Here is a 26,547-nt window from a genome sequence, read left to right on the forward strand (position 1 = left end):
CCGGCACACGACGATTTGATCTCACCGGGGTTTGAATGACCAAGGCCTATGAAGACGCTGAGTTCATGCTCAGCGATGAGGCGCGTTCGCTGCGCCTGCTCTCCGAATACCTCGAACCCAGAGCGCGGCTCAAAGAACTCAATGTGCATCGGGCGTTGATCTTCTGGGGTTCGGCGCGGCTGCGCCCGATCGGCCCCGATCCGGTCGACGACACCGCGGATTTTTATGCCGAAGCCCGCGAGCTGGCAGCGCGCATGACGCGCTGGACCATGCAGACACACGATGCCGATTCCCATTACTATGTGTGCACTGGCGGCGGGCCCGGCATTATGGAAGCGGCCAATCGAGGGGCAGCGGACGTCAACCGCGATCTGTCGATGGGCTACAATATCGAGCTGCCGCATGAGCAGGGGGCGAACGCGTATATCAGCGATGCGCTGAACTTCGAGTTCAAGTATTTCTTCATGCGTAAGTTCTGGTTCATGAACGTCGCCAAGGCGCTCATCATATTTCCGGGCGGCTTCGGCACCATGGACGAGCTGTTCGAGATGCTCACCCTGATACAGACCGGCAAACAGCCGCGTATCCCGGTGGTGCTGTATGGCAAGGAGTTCTGGGACCGACTCATCAATTTTGATGTGTTCGTGGAGATGGGGCTGATAGCAGAGCGCGACATCGACCTGTTCTATCGGGCAGACTCGGTTGATGACGCATTTGATTTCCTCACCGATGCGCTTGCGCAGGATACGGTGACCGCACAAAGCCGGCACGGCTGACTGTCATGGCTAACGGATCTTTCAAGAAAAAGGGCAGCGCCCAGGGTGGCGCGAATCCGAACCCCAAGGTGCTCGTCGCCGGGTGGATCGGCAGCATGGTGCTGGTGGCACTGGTCACCGTGCTGGTCACCTACAACTTCTCCGACGACGGCTCCGAGGCGGACGCCGGCGCGCCGGAACAGGTGACGCAGAGCCAGCCGGATCGGGACGTCGTGGAATCCTCGGCCGATACCCAGATCGAGTCTTCCGAAGCTACGGACGATGCGCAGGTGGCGGCCAACGAGCCGGCGCCGGAACCGGAACAACCGCAGTTCATGCCCGATCTGCAGCTCATCGGTCGTCAGGGCATCGTGCCGCTGGCCGGTGCAAACATGCCGCCCAGCGACGTCGTGGCGGGGTGGTGTCGCGATCTGGCCGCGCGCGTGGATGGCGTCGATACGTCGGACTGCATGTCCGGGGCCTTTGCCGACTCGGGTCACAAGTCGGTCAACGGTCGCGCGCTGGTCATGCGCAAGATCGAGCCGTCCAAACAGCAGGCGGGTTCGGGCCGTGTCCTGCTGATTGCCGCCACCCACGGCGACGAACTCAGCTCGGTCGGTACGGTGTTCAGCTGGATGAACATCATGGCCGACAAGGGCACCCCCTATGCATGGCAGGTCGCGCCGGTGCTCAACCCGGACGGCCTCTTTCATGAACCGCCGACGCGTGTGAACGCCAATGGCGTGGACCTGAATCGCAACCTGCCCACGGCGGGCTGGGACAAGGAGTCGCGCGACTACTGGCGCCGCGTCGGCTTTGAGAAACGTCGTTTCCCGGGCGAAAGCGCGGGCAGCGAGCCGGAAAACAAGTGGCTGGCCGAGCAGATCCGCGAATTCAAGCCGGACGTAATCATCTCGCTGCATGCGCCCTACGGCCTGCTCGACTACGACGGCGACTTTCCGGCGCCGCGCAAGATGGGCAGCCTGAACCTGCATCGCCTGGGTGTTTACCCCGGCTCGCTGGGTAACTACGCATCACGCATGCAGGGCATCCCAGTCATTACGGTCGAGCTCGATAACGCCGACGAGGCCCCGGGCGAGCAGGAAATCGCCCAGATGTTCACCGACCTGAACGCATGGCTGGATCGCTATTTCCGGAGCGTGCGCCAGGCCAGCGCCGGCAACGGCGCCGCCGAAGCCGGCTGAGGACTCGTTGCGCCGTCCCTGCGGCGCGACGGTTATTCCCCCGGATCGTAAGAAGATCCGGTCGGCCCGAGCCCCGGCATGCTGGCCGCCCGTGCCAGCGGGGCGCGCAGACGCCGAGGCAAACGCTGCCAGTCCCGGCCCTCGTCGATATCCCGACGCGCGGGCAGGCTATCGAGATCGAGGCCTAGAGCCAGAGCGCGCGTTCGGGTGGCCCGCGCCACCCGCGCCGTGCTCCATTCCGGGCCACGGAAAACGCCGGCGTAGGCCCGGCATAGCCCGATCGCCCAGTAACCGCCGTCGCGTGTGGGCGCAAGCCATGCGCTGTGGTCGTGCGTCAGCTGCGCCAGTGCCTGATCCAGCCAGGGACCCGACAGTTCGGGTTGATCAGTGCCCATGAGGATCACCCGGTCGCTCCTTCGCAGGGCCTGACGCACGCCCTGGGCCATGCGATAGCCCAACGGCCCGTTGGCCTGGCGCCGTCGTACGACGCCATGACGCGCGGCCAGGCGTACGAACATGGGGTGGCGGGTGCTTGGCGAACAGGCCAGCGTCACCCGGCCGGGGGCCAGGGCACAGGCCCGGGCCACCGCGTCTTCCAGCATGGCGCGATACAGCCGCGTTGCGCGTACGTGGCCGAGCCGGCGCGCGAGGCGCGTCTTGCACTGGCCGACGATTGGCGCCTTGGCGAACACCCAGATCGAGAAATCCGCTCGTGACGGGCTTTGCGGGCTTGCGGAAAAAAGGGGGTTGGCAACAGACATAAGCCTGCTATCATACGCCGCTCGCTCGCAGGGATGCGGGCAAAGAATCTGGGGCCGTAGCTCAGTTGGGAGAGCGTCGCGTTCGCAATGCGAAGGTCGGCGGTTCGATTCCGCCCGGCTCCACCAGTCTGAAAAAGGCCGCTCATCGAGCGGCCTTTTTCTTGCGTGTAATAAACGTCTGCCGCGAAGCAGGCCGGCGCGCCGGCCCCTCCACGACACCCGTCGTGGTCTGGCGCCAGCAGAACCGCCCGCGCCGCCGATTGCGCAGCACGCCGCCGCCTGTCGAAGAAGAGTCGCTACGCTGCGGGGCTGCCACTGACCCTAAGCCGTAACAGCACGCGACGACTCGTTTTGGCGAGGCCGGCAACGTCGTGCCGATATGGCCACCCCGGGGTCGTGGCGCCGACATAGCCGCCCGAGGCGGCGTGCATCGCCGATCGTTATCGCTGTGTTCGACGCCGCGGTCGTGACGGCCCAATCCCGTCGCCTGGTCAAGCGCGCCTCCCGTTCGTCTCGGGGCGCAGCGAAGCGGCGTTGTCACGCGTCGGCATGGCGAATGACCGCCGCGCTCCGTATTCAATACGCGTATCCCGTATGACCATCGTCGTAGGCGTCATCGCCCAAGCTGCTGATTGGGCGAGGCATTTATATTCAGGCTAAGACGCTTAACGCCGTCTTCGTTGATTGGCCGTGCGCGGCTGTCGTTCACTCGTGGCACAACGAAAACGATACAACGAGAGGAGGAGCCATGATCATTTATGGTGTGGCGTTGCTGGCCGCCTGCATGCTCGCGGGCAATATCATCGGCGAGCTCATCGGCATGGCCATCGGCGTGAGTTCGAACGTCGGCGGCGTGGGCCTGGCGATGTTATTGCTGGTGTTCGTGGTCTACCGGCTACAGAAAGCCGGTTGCCTGGATACCTCGTCGCGCCGCGGCGTCGAGTTCTGGAGTTCGCTCTATATCCCCATCGTGGTCGCCATGGCGGCCAGCCAGAACGTGGTGGGTGCGGTCACGGGTGGCCCCGTCGCCTTGGTGGGCGGCCTGGCAGTGGTCGCCGTGAGCTTTGCGCTGGTGCCGGTCATCGCGCGGCTGGGCCAGGGCAAGTATGCGGTGGCCCTGGACGATATCGAAACCGAGCGGGGTGATCGCGATGCATGAACGCCTCGTTGACGTATTCACCAGCAATGGCCTGATTACCGCCTTCGCCGCGGTGGGCCTGCTGATGCTGGTCTGCAATCTCGTATCCAAGCACCTCACCGGCGGGCGTATTCACGGCTCCGCGATCGCCATTGCTGCCGGGCTGGTGTTGTCCTATATCGGCGGTGTAGCGACCGGCGGCGAAGACGGACTGGCCGATGTGGCGCTATTTTCCGGCCTCGGGCTGATGGGCGGCTCGATGCTGCGCGACTTCGCCATCGTGGCCACGGCCTTCGGCGTCGACGTGGAGGAGCTGCGCAAGGCCGGGCTCAACGGCGTGGTCGCCTTGTTCGTGGGCATCATCATGCCGTTCGCGCTCGGCGGGGCTATCGCCTATGCGTTCGGCTATACCGACCCGGTATCGGTGACTACGATCGGCGCCGGGGCGGCGACCTATATCGTTGGCCCGGTGACTGGTAGCGCCATCGGTGCCAGCTCGGACCTGATCGCGCTCTCCATCGCCATCGGGCTGGTGAAGTCGATTTCGGTGATGATCATCACGCCCGCCGTGGCGCGTTCGATATCACTCAACAATCCGTCGGCCGCGCTCGTGTTCGGCGGCATGATGGGTACGACCAGCGGCGTGGCCGGTGGCCTGGCTGCGACTGATGCGCGCCTTGTGCCCTACGGTGCGATGACCGCGACCTTCTATACCGGTCTGGGCTGCCTGCTGGGGCCGTCGGTGCTGTATCTGGTGGTACGTGCGCTGCTCGGCGGCTAAGGCGGGCGTGCTAGCCGGTGACCGCGATCGCGGCCTTTTCGAGGGCCGCGATGCGTTCATCCGCGCGGCGCGACTTCAGGTAGCACAGGCCGATGGTCTGGGTGACGCGCTGATTTTCGACCACCCGCGAGAAGGCCAGGGCGCCGGGGTAGATATCGTCGATCCGTTTGGGCAGCAGCGCGTGGCCCACGCCGCCCTTGACCAGGCTGGTGAGCGTGAAGATATCGTTGGCGCGCAGGGCCACGCGGGGCGTGATGCCGGCCTCGAGGAACATGCGATAACTGTCGCGCCCGGTCGAAAACTCCTGCGACAGCAGCACGAACGGCTCGCCGTCGTAGCGGCGCAGGTCGACCGGTGCATGGGCCGTGGGTGCGGTATCCGCGGCCTGGGCCAGATGGATTTCGTCGTCGAACAGGGTCTTGACGATCCGATGCCGGCGTCGGGCCAGTTCATGCACACAGATCAGTGCCGCGTCGATGTCGCCCGCCTGCAGCTTGTCTTCCAGATCGGCATTGGAGCCAAGCACGAGCTCGATATCGCAGTCCGGCACCTCGGCCTTGAGCGCATTGATGATGCGCGGCACCAAGGCCACGGTCAGCGAGTAGAGCGAGCCGATACGAAAGATGCTCGGCGAGATGCCGGCCGCCGAGCGAGTGTCGTCCACGCTGCGCTGGATGCGTTCGATGATGTCGCTGGCATGGCGTTCGAGCACGAACGCCGACTCCAGCGGCTCGAGCGAGCGGCTTCGGTGGGCGAACAGCGGACAGCCCACCGCGGCTTCCAGCGAATGAATGGCCTTGTGTACCGACACGCTGGACAGCGACAGGGCTTCCGCGGCCCGCGCCAGATGGCGTTCGCGCATGAACACGAGAAAGATCTCGAGTTTGCGCAGGGTGATTTCATCGCTGCTCACAGGTATTCCCCGAGACGTTGCCGTTCCACGTTAACGAAGCAAACGACAGGTTTATTGAACCGGTGCGTAGCGCATTCTAACGTGAGCGTGCTTCGCGCAAGCCAGGACCCCCTATGACACAACGCCAATGGACAACGCGCCGCGACGACAAGCAGGCCCGCATGGGCCAGGTTGCGCCGTGGCTGACCGGCAAACAGCTGCCGGCCGAGCGCATCACCGATGCCCTGTATGCGCTGATCGCGCCGGGCGATCGGGTGATCGCCGAGGGCAATAACCAGAAGCAGGCCGATTTCCTGTCGCGTGCGCTGGCCGAGCTGGACCCGGAGCGCGTGCACGATCTGCACATGATCCAGCCCAGCGTCGGCCGGCCCGAACATCTGGCGGTGTTCGAGAAGGGCATCGCCCGCAAACTGGATTTCGCCTTCTCCGGCACCCAGAGCCATCGCATCGGCGCGTTGATGATGGACGGCACGATCGAGGTCGGCGCCATTCATACCTATATCGAACTGTATGCACGACTGTTCGTGGATCTTATTCCCAAGGTGGTCCTCACCGCCGCCTTCAAGGCCGACCGCGACGGCAATCTCTATACCGGGCCGTCGACCGAAGACACGCCGGCGCTGGTGGAAGCCGCGGCCTTCTCGGGCGGTATCGTCATCGCCCAGGCCAATGAAATCGTCGACGACGTATCCCAGCTGGATCGGGTGGATATACCGGGATCCTGGGTGGACGTGGTCGTGCAGGCTGACAAGCCGTTCTATATCGAGCCGCTGTTCACCCGCGACCCGCGTCATATCACCGACGTGCAGATCTTCATGGCGATGATGGCGCTCAAGGGCATCTATGCCGAGCACGGCGTGCAGTCGCTCAACCACGGTATCGGCTTCAATACCGCCGCCATCGAACTGCTGTTGCCCACCTACGGCGAGAAGCTCGGCCTGCGTGGCCAGATCGTGAAGAACTGGGTGCTCAATCCTCACCCCACGCTCATTCCCGCCATCGAATCCGGCTGGGTGGAAACGGTGCACTGCTTCGGCACCGAGCTGGGCATGGAAAACTATGTCGCGGCGCGGCCGGACGTGTTCTTCACCGGCGCGGACGGTTCGCTGCGCTCCAATAGGGCGTTCTGCCAGCTGGCCGGCCACTATGCTGCAGACATGTTCATCGGCTCCACGCTGCAAATGGACGGCGACGGCAACTCGTCGACGGTGACCACCTCGCGGGTATCCGGCTTCGGCGGCGCCCCCAACCTGGGCTGCGATGCGCGCGGGCGCCGGCATGCCACGCCGGCCTGGGCCGACCTCGCGCCCAGCGCCGATCCGATGGCGCGCGGGCGCAAGCTCGTGGTGCAGATGGTCGAGACCTTCCAGGCCGGGTTGAAACCGACCTTCGTCGATCGCCTCGACGCGGTCACCGTGGCCGAGAAGGCCGGGCTGGATCTGGCGCCGGTGATGGTCTATGGCGACGACACCACCCATCTGCTCACCGAAGAAGGTCTGGCCTATCTCTACAAGGCCGAGTCGCTGGAAGAGCGACGCGCGATGATCGCGGCGGTGGCCGGCGTCACGCCGCTGGGTCTGAGTGCCGATGCGGCCACCACCAAACGCCTGCGCGAACAGGACAAGGTCCGCACGCCCGAGGACCTGGGCGTGAGTCGTACCGAAGCCACGCGCGCCCAGCTGGCGGCGAGCAGCATCGCGGATCTGGTCGACTGGTCCGGCGGGCTGTACGAGCCGCCGGCGCGTTTTCGGAGCTGGTAATGACGATCGCAACGACAGGCACCGCCGTACGTGTCGATACGCTGGCCAGCGTGCTCGCAGGCGCGGCCAGCGACGCCCTGCGCGCGGAAGTGGATCTCACCCCCAAGCCGGGGCTGGTTGATCGCCGTGGTCGCGGCGCACATCGTGATATGGATCGTAGCCTGATGCATGCATCGGTCGACGCGCTCGAAGTCGGTTTCCATGATATGGCGGCGGCCTCGCTCGAGCAGAACGAGCCGGCCATGCTGCGCGCCGAGCTTGGCCTGCTCGGCCGCGAAAGCGAGGCACGCATGATGCTCGCCACCGGCGGCGTGAATACCCACCGGGGTGCGATCTGGTGTCTGGGGCTGATCGTGTCCGCCGCCGCGCGTCGACCGAGGCGCTGGCATGCGGATACGTTGCTGGCTGATGTGGCGGCGATGGCCGCCATCGACGATCCGGCCGTGTCACCGGCGCGGCGCTCGAACGGTCAGCGCGCGGTCAAGCGCTATCACGTCGCCGGCGCGCGCGGCGAGGCCTGCCGCGGGTTTCCACCGATACGCGAGGCCGGGCTTGCCATGCTGCGCCGGGCGCGAAAGGCCGGCTGTAGCGAACGCGTCGCCCGGCTCAACGCGCTGCTCGCGATCATGAGCGTGCTCGACGATACCTGCGTGCTCAGCCGGGCCGGGCGCGTAGGGCTGCTGCGCGTGCAGCGCGGCGCGGCAACGATCATCGATCGCGGCGGCGTGGGCACGGTGGCCGGCGCCCGCGAACTCGCACGATTCGATCGCGAGCTGTTGGCCATGAATGCCTCGCCGGGCGGCAGCGCCGATCTGCTCTCGGCCACGCTGCTCATCGATGCACTGGAAAACGCGGCCCGAGGCGAGGCGCCGCTGCGCCGCGACGGCGAACCATCCGCCCAGGAGAATGCATATGCAACGCTTATCGCTTGATTATCCGGCCGGCGCGCCGGCCGCCGCCCGGGCGCTGGCCGGTGTGGTGGGCTCCGGTGATCTGGAAGTGCTGCTGGAGCCGGCCGAAAACGGGCGCTCCACGGTCGCCATCACCACGTCGGTCGACGGCGTCAACGATATCTGGACGGCGGTGATCGATCGCATCTTCGCCGATGCCGATCAGCCCGCGGTCGCACTCGAAATCAACGACTTCGGCGCCACGCCCGCGGTGGTACGCCTGCGCATTGCCCAGGCCATGGAACAGGCCGCCAGCGGCGCCGGGAGGACATGATGGACAGCGCAGAATTATTGCAACGCGAAAGCTTTGTCGAAAAGAACGCCCGCCAGCGGGTGCAGTATCTGCTCGATGCGGCCAGCCTGCGAGAACTGCTCGACCCCTTCGAGCGGCTGAGTTCGCCCTGGCTGCCCCTGCAGGATATCGTCACCCAGGCCGACGACGGTGTGGTGATCGCCCGTGGCACGATCGATGGCGTGGCGGTCGTCGTTGCCGCGATCGAACCGGCCTTTCAAGGCGGCTCGATGGGCGAGGTCGGCGGGGCCAAGATCGCGGGCGCGCTGGAGCTGGCACTCGAAGACGCACGTGCGTCAAAACCTGTCGTGCCGGTGCTGCTGCTCGAAACCGGCAGCGTGCGCCTGCAGGAAGCCAATTGCGGCCTGGCGGCGATTGCCGAAATTCATGCCGCGATCGTTGCCCTGCGTCAGCATGTGCCGGTGGTGGGCGTGATCAGCGGGCCGGTGGGCTGTTTCGGCGGCATGTCGATCGCGGCCGGGCTGTGCTCGACGTTGATCGCCACCCGCGAAGCCCGGCTTGGGCTCAACGGTCCGCAGGTGATCGAACAGGAGGCCGGCGTCGACGAATTCGACTCGCGCGATCGGCCGATGATCTGGAGCCTGACCGGCGGCGCACAGCGCCATGCCACCCATCTGGTCGATACGCTCTGCGACGACGACAGTGCCGATATTCGCACGGCGATCGCGGGTGCGGTAGCACGGCCGGTGGGCAACCTGGCGCGCACCCAGGCGGTGGACGCGCATCTGGAAAGGCTGCGCGCTCTGGATACCGGCCGCCGTGCCGACGCCGAATGGGCACGCGAGGTCATGGCAGAGGAAATTCACGGCTCGGGAGAGGGGTCATGAGTACACAGGAACAGGGATCGCGGGGTGCCGCCTGGCTCGCGGCGCTGACCGACAATGCATCCCGCGCCGCGGGTTTTCCGGACAGCGTGCAGGTCGTCGATGGTTCGATGGGCGAGCACAGCGCGCGCTATATCGCGGTCGTGCCCGATGCCGACAACGCCTATCCGCGGGCGCGCGGCGGTGAAGTCGGGCTGGTCGAAGGCTGGGCGCTGGCCCAGGCGGTCCGGCAGGTCGTCAGCGCCGACGCCGACGCCGACGCCGGCGCAGCGCAAAAGCGCGCCATCGTCGCAGTCATCGATGTGCCCAGCCAGGCCTACGGGCGCAGCGAGGAAGCCTTCGGCATCCATCAGGCGCTGGCCGCTGCGGCCGAGGCCTATGCCACGGCCCGCGAGGCCGGGCATCCGGTGCTCGGGCTGATCGTGGGCAAGGCCATGTCCGGTGCGTTTCTGGCCCATGGTTATCAGGCCAACCGATTGATCGCGCTCGATGACGCCGGCGTGCAGGTGCATGCCATGGGCAAACAGGCCGCTGCCCGAATCACCCAGCGCACCGTCGAGGGCGTGGAACAGCTCGCCGAAACGATCACGCCCATGGCCTACGATATCGCCAGCTTCGACACGCTGGGCCTGTTGTTCGCCCGGGTATCGGTCGCCGATGCCGATCGGCCGAGCGATGAGGACCTGGATCGGATACGCCAGACCCTGGAACGGGCGCTGGCCGACATCGGCCAGGACGTCAGTCTGGCATCGCGGCTGGACGCCGACGGTCGGGCGGCGTCGGTGAAAGTGCGCGAGCGCCTGCGTGCGCAATGGAACGGCGATTGAAGTTGTCGGCCTCGGGCAACTATAGCGAAGGGGGAGCCGGCCGCTACGTGGTGCGGCCGCACGACCTGTTGTGGTGTGCAGAGCAAAGCGTTGGCGCTGATGCACCGGCCTGGGCGAATCCGCTGATCGCCCGTGGCGGGCCGTTCGTGGTGCGGCGCGCGCCGCGTGCGTCCGACTGCCTGCCGGTCGGCGTGCGCGGGCTGGCACGCCATCAACGTTTTGCCATGACCATCGCCGCAGATCAGGTGATGAAAACCGTAACGCCGGAGCAGTGCGCGGCCCGTATCGAACGACCCACAGCGAAACGCCGACAGGCCATCCCGGCCCTCGACGCGCTGCCGGCGCTGGCCGCCACGCTGGATTCGCGGCGCCTGTGCTGGGGCGTGACCGGTGCGGTCGGCTACGAGCTGGCCACCGACGAAGCCAGCTGCCACGCGGCCTCGGATATCGACGTGCTGATCCGGCTGCCGCAGCGGCTCACCCGCCGCGATGCAGCCGGGGTCGTTGCGTCGCTGGCCATGCTCCCCGTTCGCTGCGATATTCAGATGGAAACGCCGCTGGGCGGCGTGGCGCTGGCCGACTGGGCAGCCGGCAATGACAATGTGCTGGTGAAAAGCGATCAGGGGCCCTTTCTTTGTGCCGACCCCTGGGTACGATCTGTGGCCCACGAGCGTGCGTCGCGCTCGGCGGCTGGCTGATTGTAGTGGGCGTGGTGTTCACGTTCGCCGGCCAGGGCGCACAGCGCGCCGGCATGCTCGCGGAGTTGCCGGATAGCAGGGCGGTAGGCGATACCCTGGCCGAAACTGCGGATACTTTGGGATGCCCGGTGGCGACGCTGGATACGCACGAGGCGCTGGCGTCCACCGAATCGGTACAACTGGCCCTGACCGTTGCCGGTGTGGCCGCGGCCCGACATCTTGTCGCCGAGGCCGGGCCGCCCGACGCGGTCATGGGCCTGTCGATCGGCGCCTGGCCGGCAGCCGTGATCGCTGGCGCGATCGACTATGCCGAGGCCTTGCGCCTGGTGCGCCTGCGCGGTCAGCTCATGGCCGAGGCCTTCCCGCAGGGCTACGGCATGAGCGCGGTCATCGGCCTCGACGAAACAACGGTTCGGGCACTCATTGCCGACCTGTATCGAGACGAGGCGCCGCTGTATGTCGGCAACGTCAACAGCGATACCCAGATTGTGGTGGCAGGTCACGAGGCGGGCCTGGAACGGCTGGCCGAGCAAGCCACCGAACGGGGTGCGTCACGGGTACAACGCCTGGATATGGCGGTGCCGTCGCACTGCGAGCTGCTCGCCGCACCCGCCGAGCGCTTGGCCGAAGCGGCGGCCGATACCGTATTCAACGCGCCCCAGAGCGCCTATTTCAGCGCGAACCGGCGGCGCCGGCTCTGGCGCGGCGCCGATGTCCGCGACGATCTGATCTACAACATGGCGCGTACCGTGCACTGGGCGGCGACTGCCCGCATCGTGCACGAGTCGGGCTATGAACTCGCGGTGGAAATGCCGCCCGCGCGGGTCTTGACGCGTCTGCATCCGTGCATGGATGGGCCGGGGGAGGCCGTGGCCGTCGTCGATGCCGGCTGGCATAATGCCGCGGCCCTGATCCGGCGTGCCCGCGCCGGCTGATCGAGCCGCCGCGTCGCACGCGCTGCCGGCGCCCCGTATTCCAAGGAGCCGCCTGCATGGCCACGTCCCTCGAAAGCCGCGCGGCGTATTTCGTATTCATTGCCGTACTCGGCATGCTGACGGCCGTTACGCCGTTGTCGATCGACATGTACCTGCCGGCGATGCCGGGCCTGGCGCGCGAGTTCGCGGTCGACCCGGCATACGTGCAGTACAGCCTGAGTCTTTTCTTCCTGGGGTTGGCCGCCGGTCAGCTCACCTACGGCCCAATCTCCGATCGCTATGGGCGGCGGCCCGTCCTGTATTTCGGCCTCGGCCTGTATCTGTTCGCTTGCGTCGCCTGTGCCCTGTCGGAGTCGGTGGGCATGCTCATCGCCGCACGGGCCGTTCAGGGCTTCGGCGCGGCGGCAGGGCCGGTCATGTCGCGTGCGATCGTGCGGGATCGTTTCCACGGCTCGAAGGCTGCGAGCGTGATGTCGTTCGTTGTCATGGTGATGGCGACCGCGCCCTTGTTGGCGCCGCTCGTGGGCGGCCTGGTGCTCAAGTTCGCCGCCTGGCAGGGTATCTTCTGGCTGCTGTGCGTCTACGCGTTGATGTGTCTGGTAGCACTGGCAGTCCTGCTGGGTGAATCCCATCCGCCGCAGCGGCGGGTGCGCGATCGCAGCCTGTTGGCGCAGTACGTAGGTTACCTCGCGCTGCTTCGGCGTGGCCCGATCGCGCTGTTCTTGCTGTGCGGCGGGCTGATGTTCGGCGCGTTGTTTTCGTATGTCGCTGCCAGTTCGTTCGTCTATATCGACCAGTTCGGTATCGACGAATCCCTGTTCGGCTTCTATTTCGGCGCGAATGTCTTTGCCATGCTCATCGGCACGGCCACCAACGGCCGGCTGGTGATGTTTCTGGGCTACCGGCTGCTTCTCGGCGTGGCCGTGCTCAACACGCTGGCTTGTTCGCTGGTGCTTCTGGCGACCACGCTGACCGGGTTCGGCGGTTTCTGGGGCGTGGCGATACCGCTTTTCTTCCTGTTGTCCACGGTGGGCGTGGCCGGTGCGAATACGGTCGCGGGCCTTCTCGACCTGGCGCCGGACGCCGCCGGCGCGGCCTCGGCGTTGTTCGGGGTGGTGCAGTTCTCCTGCGGCGCCGTGGCGACCTGGGCGGTTGGCGCTTTGGGCGGCGATGCCACGGCGATGGCCGTGGTGATGTGCTTGGCCTCGGGCGGATCGACGCTGGCCTATCTCGCGCTGCGAGTGTTTACCGCCGCCGCGCCTGCCGAGCGCTGATTGTCCGCGCGGCGGGTCGCTCATGGGCGCCGGCGAGCGTTTTTACGCGAGGCGTCCGGGGCGAGCGCGCGATGCGATCACCCCAGGATTAGAAGGCGACGATCAAGCCCATGCCGAAGGCGATATCGTCGCGCAGGTCGTCGTCTTCGGTTTCGATCAGCCGGTCGTCATTCAGGCCCAGACCGCCCAGCAGGGCCACGCGCTGGTTGATCCAGTTCTGCTTCATGAAGCCACGCAGGCCGTATTCGGACTTGAACAGGTTATAGCTTTCTACTTCCGGCGCCTGTTTCTGGAACTTGCTTACATCCAGCGGGTTGGGGCGGGCGGAAGGCGTCGCCGATGCCACCTGCGGTCGCGCGTGATCGGGCGCTTCGAACGCGTTTTGCACGTTCAGGTCCAGCGAATCGCTGCGCTCGTTCTCGACGAATGTGTCGCTGGTTTGCGCGTCTACGCCCCCGGTCGTCTCGGCGGGCTTGCTGGTTTTCTTGGCCGGTTCTGGCTCGTGCTCGACCAGGCGGTTCGCGCCGTCGAGGCGCAGCTCCATGCTGGCCATGGGTTTGGCCGGGCCTTTCGAGGTGGACGGTTCCGCCGGTTCTACGGGCGCCGTATGAGAGGCGCTCATGCCCTGAGAGTCTTGCACATACGACTCTTGTGGCTGCTGTGCGTACCACCAGCTGCCCGCGGCAAGTGCGCCGACCACCGTCAGCGACAGCGCGGCGATTATTCGGGAACGGGCAAAGTAGGGCTTGTTCATCGCTTCATCCATGACTGAACGTCAAAGAAGCCGGAGATTCCGTAGTGGGGTCAGACAGTTCAAAAAGTATCATCGCGCGATTTCGAGCGATGCACAATATGTAACGAAAAGGGCGGCTCGCAGACCACGAGCCGCCCGAGAGCACGCATCGCATGACGATACGCGTTCAACTCCGTAGTTTATGTACGCAAGCTGATCTAGACCTGAACGTCGAGGGTGACGTCGATATTGCCGCGGGTGGCATTCGAATAGGGGCAGACCTGATGCGCGGCCTCGACGAGCTTGTCGGCCTCGCTCTTGTCCATGCCCGGCAGCGAGATATTGAGTTTGACTTCAATCCCGAAAGCCTCGCCGGAGGGGCCGATACCGACATCGCCGGTCACGCTCGTGTCCTTGGGTAGCGATACTTTCTGCTTGCCGGCCACGACCTTCATCGCGCCGATGAAGCAGGCCGAGTAGCCCGCTGCGAACAGCTGCTCGGGGTTGGTGCCGTCGCCGCCGGCACCGCCCAGCGCCTTGGGCGTATCCAGTTTGAGATCGAACTCGTTGTCGGCGCCGGTGGCACGGCCGTCGCGGCCGCCGGTGGCCGTCGCCTGGGCCCGATAGAGAACCTTGTCTACCGCCATGTCGTGATCCTGTTTGTAAGTGGTTTGGCAATTAGTATTGTGCGCAATGTAATTCGATTCAAGACCGTTCGGCAACGGCGTGCGCGGGTCGTTGCCGCGCGCCGATAGTGCGCCTAGGCTGCCTTGCTCAGGGCTTCCTCGAACAGGGTCAGCAGACGCTTGAAATGCCGCGCATCGGCACGGGCATCGTAGACCGGGGCGTCTTTTGCGGTATAGCCGTGGCCGGCCCCTTTATAGAGTTCGGTACAAAAGTGCACGCCTGCGCCGGCCAGTGCTTCGTCAAGGCAGGCGATCTGGTCGGGCGGTAGCAGCGCATCGCCGTCGGCATGGCCCAGATAAACCTGGGCCTGAATCGAGGCCACCTCCTGAACCGGGCTGTTCGGGTCGTCGGCTTTCGCCAGGTTCGCGGAATGAAAGCCCGCCGCCGCGCGTATGCGCTCTGGATGCCAGGCTGCCATGCGCAGCGCAAAGGCACCGGTCATGCAGTAGCCCACCACACCCACGGCAGATGAATCGAACTCGGGTTCGCTATCGATAGCCGCCAGCCAGGCGGCGAAGTCCTCGCGCTGTGCTGCCGGGGTGAGATGGTCGGCGTATTCGAAAAGCGTAGGACGGATATCGTCGTCTCGAAAAGACTTGCCGTCCGGAACGATCGTCCCGTGGGCATCGCGGTAATAGACGTTGGGCATGAGCACCGCGTAACCGCCGTCGGCTACGATCTGGGCCTTCTCGTAATAGCAGGGACGCAGTCCGCCGATGTCGGTGAGAAGAATGACCGCGGGCAGCGGGCCCTGGGCGTCGGCGGGGGTGAGAACGTGGCCATCGATCGTGCCCTCGGGCGCGTCGATCTGAATACTGCGAGACATGTTGCGGCTCGTAGGGGAATGTCGTGGCCCAGTTCTACGTTGCCGTTTAGGGGCACGCAACCACGAGGTTGTCGCCAGCCGGGTCAGGAGTGCGAAGACGTATGTGAGGGGCTTATTGAATACGCGAATGCATTTTGTGCGATCGGCTTGATGCCGGGCTCCTAGAACGTTGGCCGCGTGACAGGTTGTGCAGCGCTTCCCTAGGCTGGTGACCCTTCATTGTCCTGAGTGAACCGATGAGCCCGGCTTACCCGCATACCCCCGACGGTCGGTATTTCGTTGCCAAGGGTCGGCTGTGGCGCTGCTCCAATCCAGCGCTCGCGCCCGCCGAGCGCCAGCAGCTCGTTAAATCGTTGATGGCGGCCCGGCGTGCCGTGGGCGCGGCACAGACCGAGGCCGCCGAGCGCCAGGCTCGTGAGCGCGTGCAGGAGGCCAAGGTAGCTCTGGGCGAGCGCGGGCCGGTGTGGTGGTCGGACGGCGCCGCCGACGAATCCCGAAAAAGCCCGGCCAATAGTGGCTATGCCGAATGGTGGGCGGCGCTCGACAAAGAAGCGCGCGCCAAGGGGCGGTCCTGAAGCGCGCCACTCAACAGGCGATCTGTACCCGGCAGCGGCCGCCGCGTTTGGCCTCGTATAGCGCTGCATCGGCACGGTCCAGGGCTTCGCGCCACTGGCCGTTTTCGAATTCTGCATACCCCATGCTGGCGCTGAGCTTGAGGCCATCCAAACCGTCCAGGCGGGTCTGATCCAGGGCCCGTACGAGGCGTTCGATGGCCGGATGGGTGTGTTCGCTTTCGGCGCCCAATTCGAGCAGTACCACGAACTCATCGCCGCCCCAGCGACATACGACATCCCGCTCTCGGGTCGCCTCGCACATGCATCCGGCAACCGTCTTGATCAGCCGGTCGCCGGTGATATGGCCGTAGTCGTCGTTGATCGTTTTAAAGTGATCGAGGTCGACGAACAGAAGCCCGCCGCGCGCCTGCGCGCCCGCACGGCTCATATACTCTTCGAAATAGCAGCGGTTATACAGGCCCGACAGCGCATCGCGATTGGCGCGGTCGGTGACCGATCTGAGCTGTGCGTGGTGACTGCGCTGCTCGCCGAGCGTCAACGAGTAATGCCAGACCATCACTGCGCAGGCGAAAGTCTGGAATAGCACGCCGGCCAGCGCCAGCGTATCCAGCGGTAGCAGCGACAGGCCGAGCTCGCGCAAGGCGTCGTGAATGCCGCAGAGGATGAATACCGCGAAGCCGAACCCCGTCACCAGCGAGATACCCGTGCTTTTCCGGGCCGGCGCATGCCGTAGTATCCGGTAGCTCACCACGGCGAACACGGCCAGGCAGGCCGCGAAGAAAGGTCCCGCGCCCGCGCCGTAGTCGAGGAATATGTTTGCGCGGGTAATCGTGAGCTGCTCGCTGGCCACGATCAGGTACGGACTGTCCACCCAAGGCAATATCGCGCCACCCAGGCCGAGCGAATAACAAGCGACAAGTAACCGGCGCGATGGCCAGCCGTCCTGCCGCATGCAACGGTAAACAAAGAAATAAGCCGCGAGTGCGAGTGGCAAGACAGCGATGGCCGCCCGGTAGGCGGTCTGGACCACATCGTCACGGGCCAGCGTCATTGCGATGATGACCGTGGTATCGGCCACGATGTAGGCGGCGGCGAAGAAGTTGGCAACCGTGAAATGCACGGCGGTCGGCGCATATTGATCGCAACGCTGGTATAGAGAAAGCGTCAGCACGACAAGCACCGCGGTCAACGCCAGGGTAGCGCCCACGGTCAGAAGTTTAAGCCACAGCGCCCATGCACCCCAAGAAAACGCTGCATGTGCGCCGGTGGCGATATATGCCTGCGGCATGCTTATACCGTGTTCCCCGGCCCCGTCCAAGGATCATAGCAGGATGCTTCAGGCGCCGGTGCAGTATGTGGTGCGCAACATATCGACTGCTGTCACGAGCGATTTTTTCGCGCTGTCCGATGCGCCTGGCGGCATGGCGCCTGTGCGCGCGATTCATTGCGAACACAAGGCAGGCGCGAGGCGCGCAACCGCTGGCACGGGCAAAGCGTCAGCGGGTTGCGCTACGCCAGCGATCCCAGAGCGGCGGGTCGCCGATCTGTTCGAGCACGTGATTGACGAATGCTCTTGTCTTGGGCGGGGCGAGCTCGCGCTCGGCATACAACATGTAAATCAATCGTTGCTGCGGCGTGACTTCCCATTGCCAGTCTTCGAGCAGCGGGACGAGCGTGCCGGCGGCCAGCTCGCGGTCGATCAACCAGCTTGGGAAGAGCACGAGGCCGCTGCCCGCCAGCGCGGCTTCGCGCAGGCTGACCGCGTCGTCGCTATAGAGAGGGCCATCGACGGTCAGCGGTGTATAGGCAGACTCGGCATGAGCGCGCCAGTACCACTGTTGTCGTCCGTAATCACCCTGGTAGCGCAGACAGGCATGCTTGAGAAGGTCGCGCGGAGCTTGCGGGGCGGGGTGTTCTGCTAGATAGCCCGGCGCACCGGCGACGATATACCGCATCGGTGCGAGCGGACGTGCGATCAGAGTGGAGTTGGCGGGCTGGCCGACACGAAAGGTGACATCGTGGGCCAGCCTCACCGGGTCTTCAAAGCGGTCCGACAGGCGCAGGTCGACGCGAACATCGCGGTAGTGCGCCTGAAAGCTGCCCAGGAGTGCAGGGAGCTGGCGCTGGCCGAACGCGACCGGTGCATTGACGCTGAGTACGCCTGCGGGCTCGGCGTCGTCGCTGAACAGCGTTTCGGTGGCGCTATCGATCTGTTCGACAAGAGGCCGAACCGCGTCGAGATAGAGCCGACCGGCTTCGGTAAGCGATACCGCCCGCGTATGTCGATAGAACAGGCGTTGGCCCAGTGCCCGTTCGAATGCGCCAACCTCGCGTGATACAGCGGAGACCGAGCGCTGACTTCGTTGCGCGGCTGCGGTGAAACTGCCGGTGTCGACCACCGTTTGCAGCAATCGCAGGGCATTAAGATCGAGTGTGTTGCGTTTCATGCAATAAACAATTGCAAAGTTAGCGATTGTAGCAACTCGCGTAAGCCGGATACTGGGTTCATCACCCACGCAGCCATGCTGCACTTTTTGACAGGATCAACCATGCAAAAAGGAACCGCGCTCGTCGTCGGTGCCACCGGCATCGTCGGTGGCAATCTTGCCGCCTATCTGGCCGCCAGCGGCTGGACCGTTTACGGCCTGTCACGCCGACCGGCCGATACCGGCGGAATCATTCCGGTGCAGGCCGACCTGCTCGACGCCCGCGCCACCGCCGAAGCACTTGCCGGCCTTCCGGTCACCCATGTGTTTTTCTGCACCTGGACCGCTCGCGACTCCGAAGCCGAGAACGAAAAGGCCAACGGCGCAATGATGCGCAATCTGTTCGATGCGCTCGACGAGACAAGGCTGCGTCACGCATCGCTGGTCACGGGCACCAAGCAATATCTGGGTTCGTTCGAAGCCTATGGCAGCGGCAACGTGGAAACGCCCTTTCGTGAATCCGCCGAACGGGTGCCGGGGCCCAACTTCTACTATGTACTCGAAGACATTCTGCTCGAAAACGCCCGGCGTTACGGTTTGAGCTGGAACGTGCATCGCCCGCATACGCTCATCGGCTATGCGCGCGGCAATGCCATGAACATGGGCGTGACGCTTGCAGCCTATGCGTCGATCTGCAAGGCCACCGGCCGGGCGTTCAAGTTCCCGGGCTCGCAGACGCAGTGGAACGCGCTCACCGATCTCACCGACGCGTTGCTGTTGGCGCGGCAGATGGAATGGGCGGCCATTTCGCCTGGCACGCAGAATCAGGCCTTCAATTCGGTCAACGGCGATGTGTTTCGCTGGCGTCGTCTGTGGCAGGAAATCGGCGAGTACTTCGGGCTCGAGGCCGAGGGTCCGGACGAAACACCGCAGCCGCTACAGCAGCAAATGGACGGCATCGAATCCACCTGGGCCGAACTCGCTGAAACCCACGGCCTGGTGGAGTCGGATATCGGGCGCCTTGCGTCCTGGTGGCACAGCGACGGCGACCTGGGTCGCGAACAGGAGTGCGTGAACGATATCAACAAGTCGCGCAACTTCGGCTTCATGGACCACCGTGAAACGCGCTCGTCGTTCTTCGATCTGTTCGATCGGCTTGCCGCCGAACGCCTCATCCCGCCGATTCAGGCCGACTAAGCCCTTGGCCCGGGCGCGGCAGGCTGCGCCTGTCGGGCCCGAGGCCTGCAGACGTGTTGCTGTGCGCCGACAAAGCGGCTGCGGCTTCGCGTTATCATTGCGCGATGCACACGATTTCCGACGACCTGCGGTTGGATCACCGCGCCGCGCTACCGGCCGAGATCGCGTTGCTGCGGGCGAAGTATCCGGTACCGCAATGGCCGGCGCACACCAATTACGGCGAACTGGCCGCATTCTGGCTGCAGGTTCACGATGCGCTGCGCGCCGAGGGCGCCGCCCTGGCCCGGGTTAGCGAGGATTTTCGCGAAGGGCGCACCGACATCGCGGCGTTTGAGCGCGCGTTCGCGCCGCGCCTACGGGCCTATCTCCAGCATCTGGAAGGGCATCACCGAATCGAGGATGCCCATTATTTTCCCCGTTTTCGAAACCTCGACAAGCGCCTGATCTACGGCTTCGATCTGCTTGAAAACGATCACGAAATCATTCATGAGCAGCTGCTGTCGGTCGTAGATAGCGCACGGTCGTTGCTGCAGGCGTTCGCGGTGGGCGACGACGCGCTGCGCTACGGCGTGGATACCTATGCCGAGCGCGCGGACCGTCTGCTGGTGCTGGTTAAACAGCACCTGGCTGATGAAGAGGAAATCGTAATTCCGAGCATTCTCGAATACGGCGAACTGGCACTGCGCTAACCGCGCTCGCGGCTTTGGCCGCTGGCCTGGGCGGTGAGCTTGAGCCAGCGACCGGGCGAAATGCCGTAGGCATCGCGAAACTGCCGCGTCATATGGCTTTGGTCCGCGAAGCCCGCGGCCAGTGATGCCTCGGCCAGCCCGAGCCCTTGCGCGAGACTGCGCTTGCAGCGTTCAAGACGGCGCATGGTGAGATAGCGGTAGGGGCTCGTGCCGAACAGCAGCCGAAAATCCCGCGATAGCCGCCAGCGGTTCTGTCCGCTCGCGGCTTCGAGTTGGGCGAGGGTGATCCGCCCCTGCGGGCTGTCGTCCATGAACGTACGTGCACGCTGCGCGGCCACGGCGTCCACGATCCCGGGTTTTGCGCCCGTGCCGGCCAGCGTATTCATGGCGCCGATCAGATCGAACAGGGCATCGTCTTCCTCGAACGTTTCGAGTGGATCGTCGATCGGGCGCAACAGCCGCAGCACGCTCTCGGCCATGCGCGTATCGGTAGTGATACCGCCCGGTAGAAACGGCAGGGGCTGGCCGCCGAGCATGTCCTGGAACACGGTCGGCGGGACATAGACCATGCGGTAGCGAAAGCCGTGGGCGTCGCCGGCGTGACCGTCGTGTACTTCGTCCGGATGGATGACGATGGTGCGCCCGGGCAGGCTGTGTCGCTGGGCGCCGCGGTAGTGAAAGCTCTGCACGCCCGTCAGGGTGACGCCGATCGCGTAGGTGTCGTGGCGATGCGGGTCGTAGGCATGGCTGCCGAAATAGGCCTCGATACGTTCGAGGCGCGGTGTGGGCGAATGGATGAACCAGTCGCTGTCGTGCGTGCGAGCGCTCATGCGGGGCCGTTGCGGGTGGCGATGAAGAAATCGTAGGCGATCGACGCCGCCACGGCGACCAGACACAGCGCCATGACCTTGTTTGCAATCGCAAGCGTGCGGCCGTGGCGAATACGCGCGCCAGCGAGCCGGCCAAGCAGGGCATAGGAGGCCGGGGCACCGACTGCGCCCAGAGAAATAAGCAGAGCGCAGACGAAAATCCCGCCACCGCTCAGCCCGGCAGCCGGAAACATCAGGGTGGTCACCGGTAGAACCAGAACCCAGCCTTTCGGGTTGAGCAGCTGCAGGCCATAGCCCTGTCGAAAACGTAGTTCGGTGGCGGATTCGCACGCCTTCGAACCGTCAGTGTCCGCAGTAAAAAGGTGGTAGGCGAGATAAAGGATATAGGCACTGCCCGCGCCGGCCACCCAGGGCAGCAGGGCCTGGCGAACGAGTGCGGCGCCGGCATAACCCAGCACCGTGAATACGCTCAGCATCGCCACGCCCACGCCCATACAGTAGCCGGCCAGCGTGGCCGGCCGCCGCTGCAGGGCCGCGTTGAAGGCAAGCAGGTTGACCGGCCCCGGCGAGTACATCACGCAGACGGTATAGATCGCGATTTCCATGGCGTGTCGACAAACAGGCGAACGAATATCGACAAGCTTGAAGCGCGCGCACCAGCGCGATCTTGAACGATCGTGCAACCGCGCGGCGAGCGACTGCGGGGGCGCCGATTACAGGCCCACGTCGGGCCGGTATTGCCATAGCGTGGCGGGCGGCCAGTTGCGGGCGACACGCCGAAAGCGGTCGGCGCGATAGCCCCAGCGCTCCAGTGCGCGCTGGCGCACCGGCGAGCCGGGCAGGTAGGTGATCTGGGTAAAAAGCGCCCCCGGCAGCGCGCGCGCGAAACAGCCATCGAGCACGCGACGTTGGTCGGCGCGAGAAAAATGCAGGATCGGCAGCGTGGATACGATCGCGGCCACCTGATCGATACCCTGGGCGTCGAACAGCGAACCCAGCGCGCGGGCGTCGCCCTGGACGATGCCGCCGTTGCCGAAGCGCTGGCGCAGCAAGGCTACAAGGTCGTGGTCGTATTCGACCACGCACAGGCGTCGTCGATCGATGCCGGCCTCCAGCATGGCGGCGGTGATCGGGCCGGTCCCGGCGCCGAGTTCGATGATATGACCCTGACGAGGGGCAGCATCCAGCGCGTCCACGAAAGCTTGGGCCACGGCGCGCCCGGTCGGCGTCCAGGTGGCGATCTGGCGTGGTTTGGTCAGCCATAGCCGCAGTAGCAGGCTGGTATCCGACATGTTGCTTCCTGGAGCGAGCGTTAGCGGCACTGGATAGCAGCTTCGAATGACACAACCGTGACATTCCGCTGCGTCATGCAGCTGTCACCGATGGGTCACTTGCGTATCACACGGGGCTCGGAGAATTGCCGTCGTTGATTCGCGATCGAGACGCTCGCCATGACCGCAACGACGACCCAGCAAGCAGCGCAGGAGCGCGGTGCCCGTTTCTACTACAGCTTTGCCCGTACCCAGAACGAAATTGACGAAAGTCTGGCCCTGCGCTATCGCATATTCGTGCAGGAGATGGGGGCCCAGGCGACGCTGGCGGGCAGTGGCCTCGAAGCCGATGCGATGGACGCCTTCTGCCTGCACCTGTTGGTCCGTGACGCCCGCGACGGCCGAGCCGTGGCGAGCACCCGTGTTCTGACGCATGAAGCGGCCACCGCGGCCGGCGGTTTCTATTCCTCCAGCGAATTCGAACTGGATGCCGTGCTGGCCTGCCACGGGCGCTTCCTCGAAATCGGCCGGACCTGTGTTCACGAAGACTATCGCCGTAGCCCGGCGATGGCCGTGCTCTGGAGCGGTATCGCCGATCTGATCCGTGCCGATCGCTACGATCATCTGATTGGCTGTGCGAGTATCGATCTACGCGACGGCCTGGCGCTTGCCCATGCCACCTATCGCCAGATCTGGGCACGCCAACCGGCCGAGCGTGATCGCTGCGTGCGCCCGCGGCTGGCACTGCCGCCGGCCGACGCGCCGCTGGATCGGGCGGTTCGCCTGCCGCCGCTGATCAAGGCCTATCTGCGCGTCGGCGCCTGTGTCGGCGGCCCGCCGTGTTACGACCCGGACTTCAACGTGGCCGACGTGTTCATGCATCTCGACCTCAACCGTCTGACGCCGCGCTATGCCCGCCATTTTCTGGGCCGCTCGATGCCCGATGAGGGCCGTTCGGCCGCGCGTCTGTCGGCTTGATCCGCCTGGCGCCTGTTCAATGATCTGCCTGTTGATCGCGCTGCGCGGCGAGCTAAGGCGCTCGCGGCGCTAGTCGCTCACTGGCCAGTGCCCGCCGCGTCGATGTAATATATGCGCTATACATCGATTGGGCGGGCGTGATCGCGCTCGCCCTGGCTTTTCGCAGACGGCGGTCCCCATGTCCTCACCCGATCGCACGGCCCGTTTGGGTACCGTGCTGCTTCTTGTCGCAGTCCTCGCCGGGCTCGGCGTCGCGGTTTATTCCTATTTCGCACCGCTAACCGGCGTCACCGAAACGCTGGGCGCGCTCGCGGCGATCGGCGTGAGCGCGGTGCTGGTCGTATTGTCGCTGCTACTTGCCCGGCGGCCCGGGCAGGCTGTTCTGGTGGCCCTCACGTTGATCGGGCTGGTCGGCAACGCGGTTGCCGGGGCGCTCCTTCACGAATGGTGGCTCTGCATGGCGATGGGCGTCGGGTTGATCGGCTTGCTCGTCGATACGCTGGCGCCGCAGCGCGGCCGTATGGCGGTGCACTCATGAGTACTAACGTGTATGCCGTACTGCGTGCCGCCGCCACCGGCGCGGCGCTCGCGTTGCTTGCCGCTTGTGGCAACAACGCCGCGGCCCGCCAGACGGGCGCGCCCGAGGGCCAGGCTTCGACCACCGCGCCTGTTGCTGCGAACACGCCCTCGTCGCTGGTGCCGGCCGAGCCCACCTGGGACAGTTTTCACGGCCAGCTCAACGCACAGAAATACAGTCCGCTCACCCAGATCACCGCGGACAACGTCGCCGGGCTCGAGAAGGTGTGGGAGTTTCATACCGGCGATGTCTCCGACGGCAGCGGCGATACGCCCGCGACGGTCTGGTCGGCAACGCCGATCTTCGCCAACGACACGCTCTATATCGGCACCCCGTTCTACCGGCTGATCGCGCTCGATCCGGCGACCGGCGAACAGAAGTGGGCCTTCGATACCCACACGAAGAAGAAAGCGTTGACCCAGCCGGTGCTCAAGAACCGAGGCGTATCGTATTGGGCGGCCGACAAGCCGGTGCCAGGCAAGGCCTGCCAGAAGATCGTCTACATGGGCACGATGGACGCGCGGCTGTTCGCGCTCGATGCCGATACGGGCGAGAAATGCCCGGAGTTCGCCGACAACGGCGTGCTCGACGTGAATCAATGGAACGACACGCACGCGAAGTGGCCACTGTCGCTGCTGCAGCCGCCCACCGTGGTCGGCGATCACCTGCTGCTGGGCTGGGCCGGCAAGGACTGGGCCTTCGAACAGGCGCCACCGGGCACCGTGTTCTCGATCAACGCCCGTACCGGCAAGCGCGAATGGACATTCCAGGCGCTTTCCGACGAGATGCGCAAGAACAGCGGCACGGCCAACGTGTGGACGCATATGTCGGCCGATGAAGAGCTCGGGCTCGTGTATGTGCCGGTATCGTCGCCGTCACCGAACTTCTGGGGTGGCAATCGCCAGGAAAAGGCGCCGCTGGCGACTTCGACCACCGCGCTGGATCTCGATACGGGCGAGGTTGTGTGGTCGCGGCAATGGGTGCATCACGATATCTGGGACTACGATATCAACGCCGCGCCCACGCTCATGGATATCACCGTGGATGGCGAAAACATCCCGGCGCTGGTCCAGGCGACCAAGATGGGCTTTCTGTTCGTGGTCAATCGCAAGACCGGCGAAGACGTATGGCCGATCGAGGAACGCCCGGTGCCGGCCGGCGATGGTTCGGTGGCCGGCGAAATCTATTCGCCCACCCAGCCGTTCCCCACCAAGCCCGCACCGTTGCTCGACCAGACCAGGAAACCGCCGGTCTGGAAACTGGCGGATATCGTCGGCGGCGGCCAGTGTTCGCGGCTGTGGGATCAGCTCGACTACCGCGGCATGTATACGCCGCCCACCACGAAGGGCGAGGGCGCGATGGCCTATCCGGACAGTTCCGGCGGCGTACAGTGGGGCGGCGTGGCCTTCGACCCCGCCAGCCAGACCGCAATCGTGAATACCTCGCATATCGTGCAGTACGTCAAGCTCTACGAGCGCGAAGCGTATGAACAGGCCGATAGCGGCTCGGGCAATGAAAGCGGTTTTTCACCCCAGACCGGTGCCCCCTACGGCATGCGCCTGAAGGTGGCGATGAACTGGCTCGGCATGCCGTGCTGGCAGCCGCCGTTCGGCGAACTCGTGGCTCTGGACATGCATACCGGCGAGGTGAAATGGCGGCGCCCGGTGGGTGCCTCTCAGAAGTACGGTTTCTTCATGCCGGAAAAATGGGGCTCGCCCACGATCGGAGGCCCGGCCGTTACAGCCGGCGGCGTAGTGTTCATCGGCGCATCGATGGATGCCAAGCTGCGTGCCTTCTCACTGGAGACCGGCGAACAGCTCTGGTCCGATCAGGCCCAGGCGCCGGCGGTGGCCAATCCGTCGGTTTATGAATACCAGGGCCGCCAGTACGTGGCGTTCGTTGCCGGCGGCAATACCATCCTCAAGGATCAGGTCGGCGACCAGGTGGTTGTCTACGCGCTGCCGCGGGAGTAGCGCTGGAAAGGCCTGTCGAGCGCGTTGTTCAACCCGTGCACTTACGCGTGGCCATGCCGCGGAAATAGCCCGGGACGCTTGCCCGGGCTGCGGGCAGGCGACGCTCATTCGAGGCGTTTTGCCACCGCGTCCAGTCCGGTACGGAACACGCCGTCGGCCACGGTATCGACCGTCGTGGCCGCATCCTCGGCGGCCACTTCGAACTCGGCTTTCCAGACCACCAGGCTGGCGGCTTCCTCCGTGATCGGGATCACATCGAGGGTGGCATCGTAGGCCGTCACCGGCATGGGCGATTCGAGAATCACATACCGCATATGCCGGTCAGCGTCCGAGAGGGCGGTGAGTCGCTCGCGGATATGGCCGCCATCGGCGAGGTGGAAGCTGCGAACACAGCCCACCGCATCGCTCTCATGACCCTGCTCGATTTCGCTATCGGTAATCGCCGGATGCCAGTCCGGCATGCCGTTGAAGTCGCGCAGCAGGGTCCAGACCACATCGGCATCGGCCCGAATCACGCGGCTGATGAATATACGTTCCATGGCAATCTCCCGAATCGGTAAGGGCTTCGCTCGTCGCGCCTCGTGCGCACACGAGGCGATATGCCTCGACGCTTTCTCGCACCATAGCACTGAACAGAACGCGCGCCGGACG

29 protein-coding genes and 1 tRNA gene are annotated in these 26,547 nt (G+C 65.1%); 19 read left to right on the forward strand and 11 right to left on the reverse strand.

The genetic code is table 11. The features are described from left to right. Nucleotides 1–35: 35 nt before the first annotated feature. Both CMN27_RS03595 and CMN27_RS03600 read left to right on the forward strand, forming a co-directional pair. Nucleotides 36–776: an LOG family protein gene (locus CMN27_RS03595; RefSeq protein ID WP_293624037.1), complete on the forward strand. Its 741-nt coding sequence runs from the start codon at nt 36–38 to the stop codon at nt 774–776. Nucleotides 777–781: 5 nt separating this feature from the next. Beyond that, entirely contained in the window at nt 782–1,960 is a 1,179-nt protein-coding gene (locus tag CMN27_RS03600; RefSeq protein ID WP_293624038.1) for a M14 family zinc carboxypeptidase, read from the forward strand. A 32-nt stretch (nt 1,961–1,992) separates the two neighbouring features. Here the strand turns inward: CMN27_RS03600 and CMN27_RS03605 are convergent, their stop codons facing one another. Beyond that, nucleotides 1,993–2,721, reverse strand: coding sequence for a TIGR04282 family arsenosugar biosynthesis glycosyltransferase (locus tag CMN27_RS03605; RefSeq protein ID WP_293624039.1), 729 nt, complete (start codon nt 2,719–2,721; stop codon nt 1,993–1,995). Between the two features lie 50 nt (nt 2,722–2,771). On the opposite strand from CMN27_RS03605, the gene CMN27_RS03610 reads away from it, so the two are divergent. The 3 genes from CMN27_RS03610 (at nt 2,772) to madM (ending at nt 4,640) form a co-directional block, all read left to right on the forward strand. Then, nucleotides 2,772–2,847, forward strand: a tRNA-Ala gene (locus tag CMN27_RS03610). Between the two features lie 622 nt (nt 2,848–3,469). Continuing rightward, nucleotides 3,470–3,880: a malonate transporter subunit MadL gene (madL, locus tag CMN27_RS03615; protein WP_293624040.1), complete on the forward strand. Its 411-nt coding sequence runs from the start codon at nt 3,470–3,472 to the stop codon at nt 3,878–3,880. After that, the gene (gene madM / locus CMN27_RS03620) at nt 3,873–4,640 is read left to right on the forward strand and encodes a malonate transporter subunit MadM (protein ID WP_293624041.1); all 768 of its coding nucleotides are present in this window, start codon (nt 3,873–3,875) and stop codon (nt 4,638–4,640) included. The genes madL and madM overlap by 8 nt, the downstream gene beginning before the upstream one ends. A 10-nt stretch (nt 4,641–4,650) precedes the next feature. Here the strand turns inward: madM and CMN27_RS03625 are convergent, their stop codons facing one another. After that, nucleotides 4,651–5,553 (reverse strand): LysR family transcriptional regulator, encoded by a 903-nt coding sequence (locus CMN27_RS03625; protein ID WP_293624042.1) that lies wholly within the window; start codon nt 5,551–5,553, stop codon nt 4,651–4,653. A gap of 113 nt (nt 5,554–5,666) precedes the next feature. Here CMN27_RS03625 and mdcA point away from each other — a divergent pair, with 113 nt between their 5' ends. From mdcA to CMN27_RS03665, 8 genes are read left to right on the forward strand one after another with little or no spacing between them, the layout of a single operon-like run. Beyond that, nucleotides 5,667–7,313: a malonate decarboxylase subunit alpha gene (mdcA, locus tag CMN27_RS03630; RefSeq protein WP_293624043.1), complete on the forward strand. Its 1,647-nt coding sequence runs from the start codon at nt 5,667–5,669 to the stop codon at nt 7,311–7,313. Next, nucleotides 7,313–8,245, forward strand: a complete 933-nt coding sequence (locus CMN27_RS03635; protein WP_293624044.1) for a triphosphoribosyl-dephospho-CoA synthase — start codon at nt 7,313–7,315, stop codon at nt 8,243–8,245. The genes mdcA and CMN27_RS03635 overlap by 1 nt, the downstream gene beginning before the upstream one ends. After that, nucleotides 8,226–8,537 (forward strand): malonate decarboxylase subunit delta, encoded by a 312-nt coding sequence (locus CMN27_RS03640; RefSeq protein WP_293624045.1) that lies wholly within the window; start codon nt 8,226–8,228, stop codon nt 8,535–8,537. Before CMN27_RS03635 ends, CMN27_RS03640 begins: the two co-directional genes overlap by 20 nt. Further along, nucleotides 8,534–9,403, forward strand: a complete 870-nt coding sequence (locus CMN27_RS03645; RefSeq protein ID WP_366515395.1) for a biotin-independent malonate decarboxylase subunit beta — start codon at nt 8,534–8,536, stop codon at nt 9,401–9,403. Before CMN27_RS03640 ends, CMN27_RS03645 begins: the two co-directional genes overlap by 4 nt. Then, the gene (gene mdcE, locus CMN27_RS03650; protein WP_293624047.1) at nt 9,400–10,227 is read left to right on the forward strand and encodes a biotin-independent malonate decarboxylase subunit gamma; all 828 of its coding nucleotides are present in this window, start codon (nt 9,400–9,402) and stop codon (nt 10,225–10,227) included. Before CMN27_RS03645 ends, mdcE begins: the two co-directional genes overlap by 4 nt. Beyond that, nucleotides 10,224–10,925 (forward strand): malonate decarboxylase holo-ACP synthase, encoded by a 702-nt coding sequence (locus tag CMN27_RS03655; RefSeq protein ID WP_293624048.1) that lies wholly within the window; start codon nt 10,224–10,226, stop codon nt 10,923–10,925. The genes mdcE and CMN27_RS03655 overlap by 4 nt, the downstream gene beginning before the upstream one ends. Nucleotides 10,926–10,939: 14 nt before the next feature. Next, nucleotides 10,940–11,860 carry a malonate decarboxylase subunit epsilon gene (locus tag CMN27_RS03660; protein WP_293624049.1) on the forward strand — a complete coding sequence of 307 codons (921 nt, stop codon included), beginning with the start codon at nt 10,940–10,942 and terminating at the stop codon, nt 11,858–11,860. A gap of 56 nt (nt 11,861–11,916) precedes the next feature. After that, entirely contained in the window at nt 11,917–13,134 is a 1,218-nt protein-coding gene (locus tag CMN27_RS03665; RefSeq protein ID WP_293624050.1) for a Bcr/CflA family multidrug efflux MFS transporter, read from the forward strand. A gap of 88 nt (nt 13,135–13,222) precedes the next feature. Here CMN27_RS03665 and CMN27_RS03670 read toward each other — a convergent pair whose 3' ends face one another. The 3 genes from CMN27_RS03670 to CMN27_RS03680 form a co-directional block, all read right to left on the reverse strand. Continuing rightward, nucleotides 13,223–13,888 carry a hypothetical protein gene (locus tag CMN27_RS03670; protein ID WP_293624051.1) on the reverse strand — a complete coding sequence of 222 codons (666 nt, stop codon included), beginning with the start codon at nt 13,886–13,888 and terminating at the stop codon, nt 13,223–13,225. Between the two features lie 197 nt (nt 13,889–14,085). Further along, entirely contained in the window at nt 14,086–14,514 is a 429-nt protein-coding gene (locus CMN27_RS03675) for an organic hydroperoxide resistance protein (protein WP_293624052.1), read from the reverse strand. Between the two features lie 113 nt (nt 14,515–14,627). Continuing rightward, entirely contained in the window at nt 14,628–15,380 is a 753-nt protein-coding gene (locus tag CMN27_RS03680; protein WP_293624053.1) for a dienelactone hydrolase family protein, read from the reverse strand. Nucleotides 15,381–15,616: 236 nt separating this feature from the next. On the opposite strand from CMN27_RS03680, the gene CMN27_RS03685 reads away from it, so the two are divergent. Beyond that, nucleotides 15,617–15,955, forward strand: coding sequence for a hypothetical protein (locus tag CMN27_RS03685; protein ID WP_293624054.1), 339 nt, complete (start codon nt 15,617–15,619; stop codon nt 15,953–15,955). 10 nt (nt 15,956–15,965) lie between these two features. Here the strand turns inward: CMN27_RS03685 and CMN27_RS03690 are convergent, their stop codons facing one another. Further along, nucleotides 15,966–17,162 (reverse strand): GGDEF domain-containing protein, encoded by a 1,197-nt coding sequence (locus CMN27_RS03690; protein ID WP_293624055.1) that lies wholly within the window; start codon nt 17,160–17,162, stop codon nt 15,966–15,968. A gap of 289 nt (nt 17,163–17,451) precedes the next feature. Next, nucleotides 17,452–18,402, reverse strand: coding sequence for a LysR family transcriptional regulator (locus CMN27_RS03695; protein WP_293624056.1), 951 nt, complete (start codon nt 18,400–18,402; stop codon nt 17,452–17,454). 102 nt (nt 18,403–18,504) lie between these two features. Here CMN27_RS03695 and CMN27_RS03700 point away from each other — a divergent pair, with 102 nt between their 5' ends. Continuing rightward, nucleotides 18,505–19,578 (forward strand): SDR family oxidoreductase, encoded by a 1,074-nt coding sequence (locus tag CMN27_RS03700; protein WP_293624057.1) that lies wholly within the window; start codon nt 18,505–18,507, stop codon nt 19,576–19,578. A gap of 104 nt (nt 19,579–19,682) precedes the next feature. After that, nucleotides 19,683–20,267, forward strand: coding sequence for a hemerythrin domain-containing protein (locus tag CMN27_RS03705; RefSeq protein ID WP_293624058.1), 585 nt, complete (start codon nt 19,683–19,685; stop codon nt 20,265–20,267). Here the strand turns inward: CMN27_RS03705 and CMN27_RS03710 are convergent. The 3 genes from CMN27_RS03710 to CMN27_RS03720 form a co-directional block, all read right to left on the reverse strand. Next, on the reverse strand, nt 20,264–21,097 hold the full coding sequence (locus tag CMN27_RS03710; protein WP_293624059.1) for an AraC family transcriptional regulator: 834 nt from the start codon (nt 21,095–21,097) through the stop codon (nt 20,264–20,266). The genes CMN27_RS03705 and CMN27_RS03710 overlap by 4 nt on opposite strands. Next, complete coding sequence (locus CMN27_RS03715; RefSeq protein ID WP_293624060.1) at nt 21,094–21,702, reverse strand: LysE family transporter; 609 nt, start codon at nt 21,700–21,702, stop codon at nt 21,094–21,096. The genes CMN27_RS03710 and CMN27_RS03715 overlap by 4 nt, the downstream gene beginning before the upstream one ends. A 108-nt stretch (nt 21,703–21,810) precedes the next feature. After that, nucleotides 21,811–22,389 (reverse strand): methyltransferase domain-containing protein, encoded by a 579-nt coding sequence (locus CMN27_RS03720; protein ID WP_293624061.1) that lies wholly within the window; start codon nt 22,387–22,389, stop codon nt 21,811–21,813. Nucleotides 22,390–22,548: 159 nt separating this feature from the next. Here CMN27_RS03720 and CMN27_RS03725 point away from each other — a divergent pair, with 159 nt between their 5' ends. From CMN27_RS03725 to CMN27_RS03735, 3 genes are all read left to right on the forward strand, one after another. After that, on the forward strand, nt 22,549–23,346 hold the full coding sequence (locus CMN27_RS03725) for a GNAT family N-acyltransferase (protein ID WP_293624062.1): 798 nt from the start codon (nt 22,549–22,551) through the stop codon (nt 23,344–23,346). A 214-nt stretch (nt 23,347–23,560) separates the two neighbouring features. Next, the gene (locus tag CMN27_RS03730; RefSeq protein WP_293624125.1) at nt 23,561–23,884 is read left to right on the forward strand and encodes a hypothetical protein; all 324 of its coding nucleotides are present in this window, start codon (nt 23,561–23,563) and stop codon (nt 23,882–23,884) included. Further along, complete coding sequence (locus CMN27_RS03735; protein ID WP_293624063.1) at nt 23,881–25,896, forward strand: pyrroloquinoline quinone-dependent dehydrogenase; 2,016 nt, start codon at nt 23,881–23,883, stop codon at nt 25,894–25,896. The genes CMN27_RS03730 and CMN27_RS03735 overlap by 4 nt, the downstream gene beginning before the upstream one ends. A gap of 104 nt (nt 25,897–26,000) precedes the next feature. Here the strand turns inward: CMN27_RS03735 and CMN27_RS03740 are convergent, their stop codons facing one another. After that, nucleotides 26,001–26,435 carry an SRPBCC family protein gene (locus tag CMN27_RS03740; RefSeq protein WP_293624064.1) on the reverse strand — a complete coding sequence of 145 codons (435 nt, stop codon included), beginning with the start codon at nt 26,433–26,435 and terminating at the stop codon, nt 26,001–26,003. Between the last annotated feature and the right edge of the window lie 112 nt (nt 26,436–26,547).

Source organism: Salinisphaera sp., assembly GCF_002729955.1.
Lineage (GTDB): Bacteria > Pseudomonadota > Gammaproteobacteria > Nevskiales > Salinisphaeraceae > Salinisphaera.

What these genes read in the sequence shown, in the direction of transcription:
- CMN27_RS03740 (WP_293624064.1), bottom strand. Translation starts at nt 26,435, where the DNA reads ATGGAACGTATATTCATCAGCCGCGTGATTCGGGCCGATGCCGATGTG.
- CMN27_RS03700 (WP_293624057.1), top strand. Translation starts at nt 18,505, where the DNA reads ATGCAAAAAGGAACCGCGCTCGTCGTCGGTGCCACCGGCATCGTCGGT.
- CMN27_RS03725 (WP_293624062.1), top strand. Translation starts at nt 22,549, where the DNA reads ATGACCGCAACGACGACCCAGCAAGCAGCGCAGGAGCGCGGTGCCCGT.
- CMN27_RS03710 (WP_293624059.1), bottom strand. Translation starts at nt 21,097, where the DNA reads ATGAGCGCTCGCACGCACGACAGCGACTGGTTCATCCATTCGCCCACA.
- CMN27_RS03665 (WP_293624050.1), top strand. Translation starts at nt 11,917, where the DNA reads ATGGCCACGTCCCTCGAAAGCCGCGCGGCGTATTTCGTATTCATTGCC.
- CMN27_RS03670 (WP_293624051.1), bottom strand. Translation starts at nt 13,888, where the DNA reads ATGAACAAGCCCTACTTTGCCCGTTCCCGAATAATCGCCGCGCTGTCG.
- CMN27_RS03640 (WP_293624045.1), top strand. Translation starts at nt 8,226, where the DNA reads ATGCAACGCTTATCGCTTGATTATCCGGCCGGCGCGCCGGCCGCCGCC.
- CMN27_RS03715 (WP_293624060.1), bottom strand. Translation starts at nt 21,702, where the DNA reads ATGGAAATCGCGATCTATACCGTCTGCGTGATGTACTCGCCGGGGCCG.
- CMN27_RS03695 (WP_293624056.1), bottom strand. Translation starts at nt 18,402, where the DNA reads ATGAAACGCAACACACTCGATCTTAATGCCCTGCGATTGCTGCAAACG.
- CMN27_RS03645 (WP_366515395.1), top strand. Translation starts at nt 8,534, where the DNA reads ATGATGGACAGCGCAGAATTATTGCAACGCGAAAGCTTTGTCGAAAAG.
- CMN27_RS03720 (WP_293624061.1), bottom strand. Translation starts at nt 22,389, where the DNA reads ATGTCGGATACCAGCCTGCTACTGCGGCTATGGCTGACCAAACCACGC.
- mdcA (WP_293624043.1), top strand. Translation starts at nt 5,667, where the DNA reads ATGACACAACGCCAATGGACAACGCGCCGCGACGACAAGCAGGCCCGC.
- CMN27_RS03735 (WP_293624063.1), top strand. Translation starts at nt 23,881, where the DNA reads ATGAGTACTAACGTGTATGCCGTACTGCGTGCCGCCGCCACCGGCGCG.
- mdcE (WP_293624047.1), top strand. Translation starts at nt 9,400, where the DNA reads ATGAGTACACAGGAACAGGGATCGCGGGGTGCCGCCTGGCTCGCGGCG.
- CMN27_RS03600 (WP_293624038.1), top strand. Translation starts at nt 782, where the DNA reads ATGGCTAACGGATCTTTCAAGAAAAAGGGCAGCGCCCAGGGTGGCGCG.
- madM (WP_293624041.1), top strand. Translation starts at nt 3,873, where the DNA reads ATGCATGAACGCCTCGTTGACGTATTCACCAGCAATGGCCTGATTACC.
- CMN27_RS03675 (WP_293624052.1), bottom strand. Translation starts at nt 14,514, where the DNA reads ATGGCGGTAGACAAGGTTCTCTATCGGGCCCAGGCGACGGCCACCGGC.
- CMN27_RS03635 (WP_293624044.1), top strand. Translation starts at nt 7,313, where the DNA reads ATGACGATCGCAACGACAGGCACCGCCGTACGTGTCGATACGCTGGCC.
- CMN27_RS03595 (WP_293624037.1), top strand. Translation starts at nt 36, where the DNA reads ATGACCAAGGCCTATGAAGACGCTGAGTTCATGCTCAGCGATGAGGCG.
- CMN27_RS03685 (WP_293624054.1), top strand. Translation starts at nt 15,617, where the DNA reads ATGAGCCCGGCTTACCCGCATACCCCCGACGGTCGGTATTTCGTTGCC.
- CMN27_RS03705 (WP_293624058.1), top strand. Translation starts at nt 19,683, where the DNA reads ATGCACACGATTTCCGACGACCTGCGGTTGGATCACCGCGCCGCGCTA.
- CMN27_RS03605 (WP_293624039.1), bottom strand. Translation starts at nt 2,721, where the DNA reads ATGTCTGTTGCCAACCCCCTTTTTTCCGCAAGCCCGCAAAGCCCGTCA.
- CMN27_RS03680 (WP_293624053.1), bottom strand. Translation starts at nt 15,380, where the DNA reads ATGTCTCGCAGTATTCAGATCGACGCGCCCGAGGGCACGATCGATGGC.
- madL (WP_293624040.1), top strand. Translation starts at nt 3,470, where the DNA reads ATGATCATTTATGGTGTGGCGTTGCTGGCCGCCTGCATGCTCGCGGGC.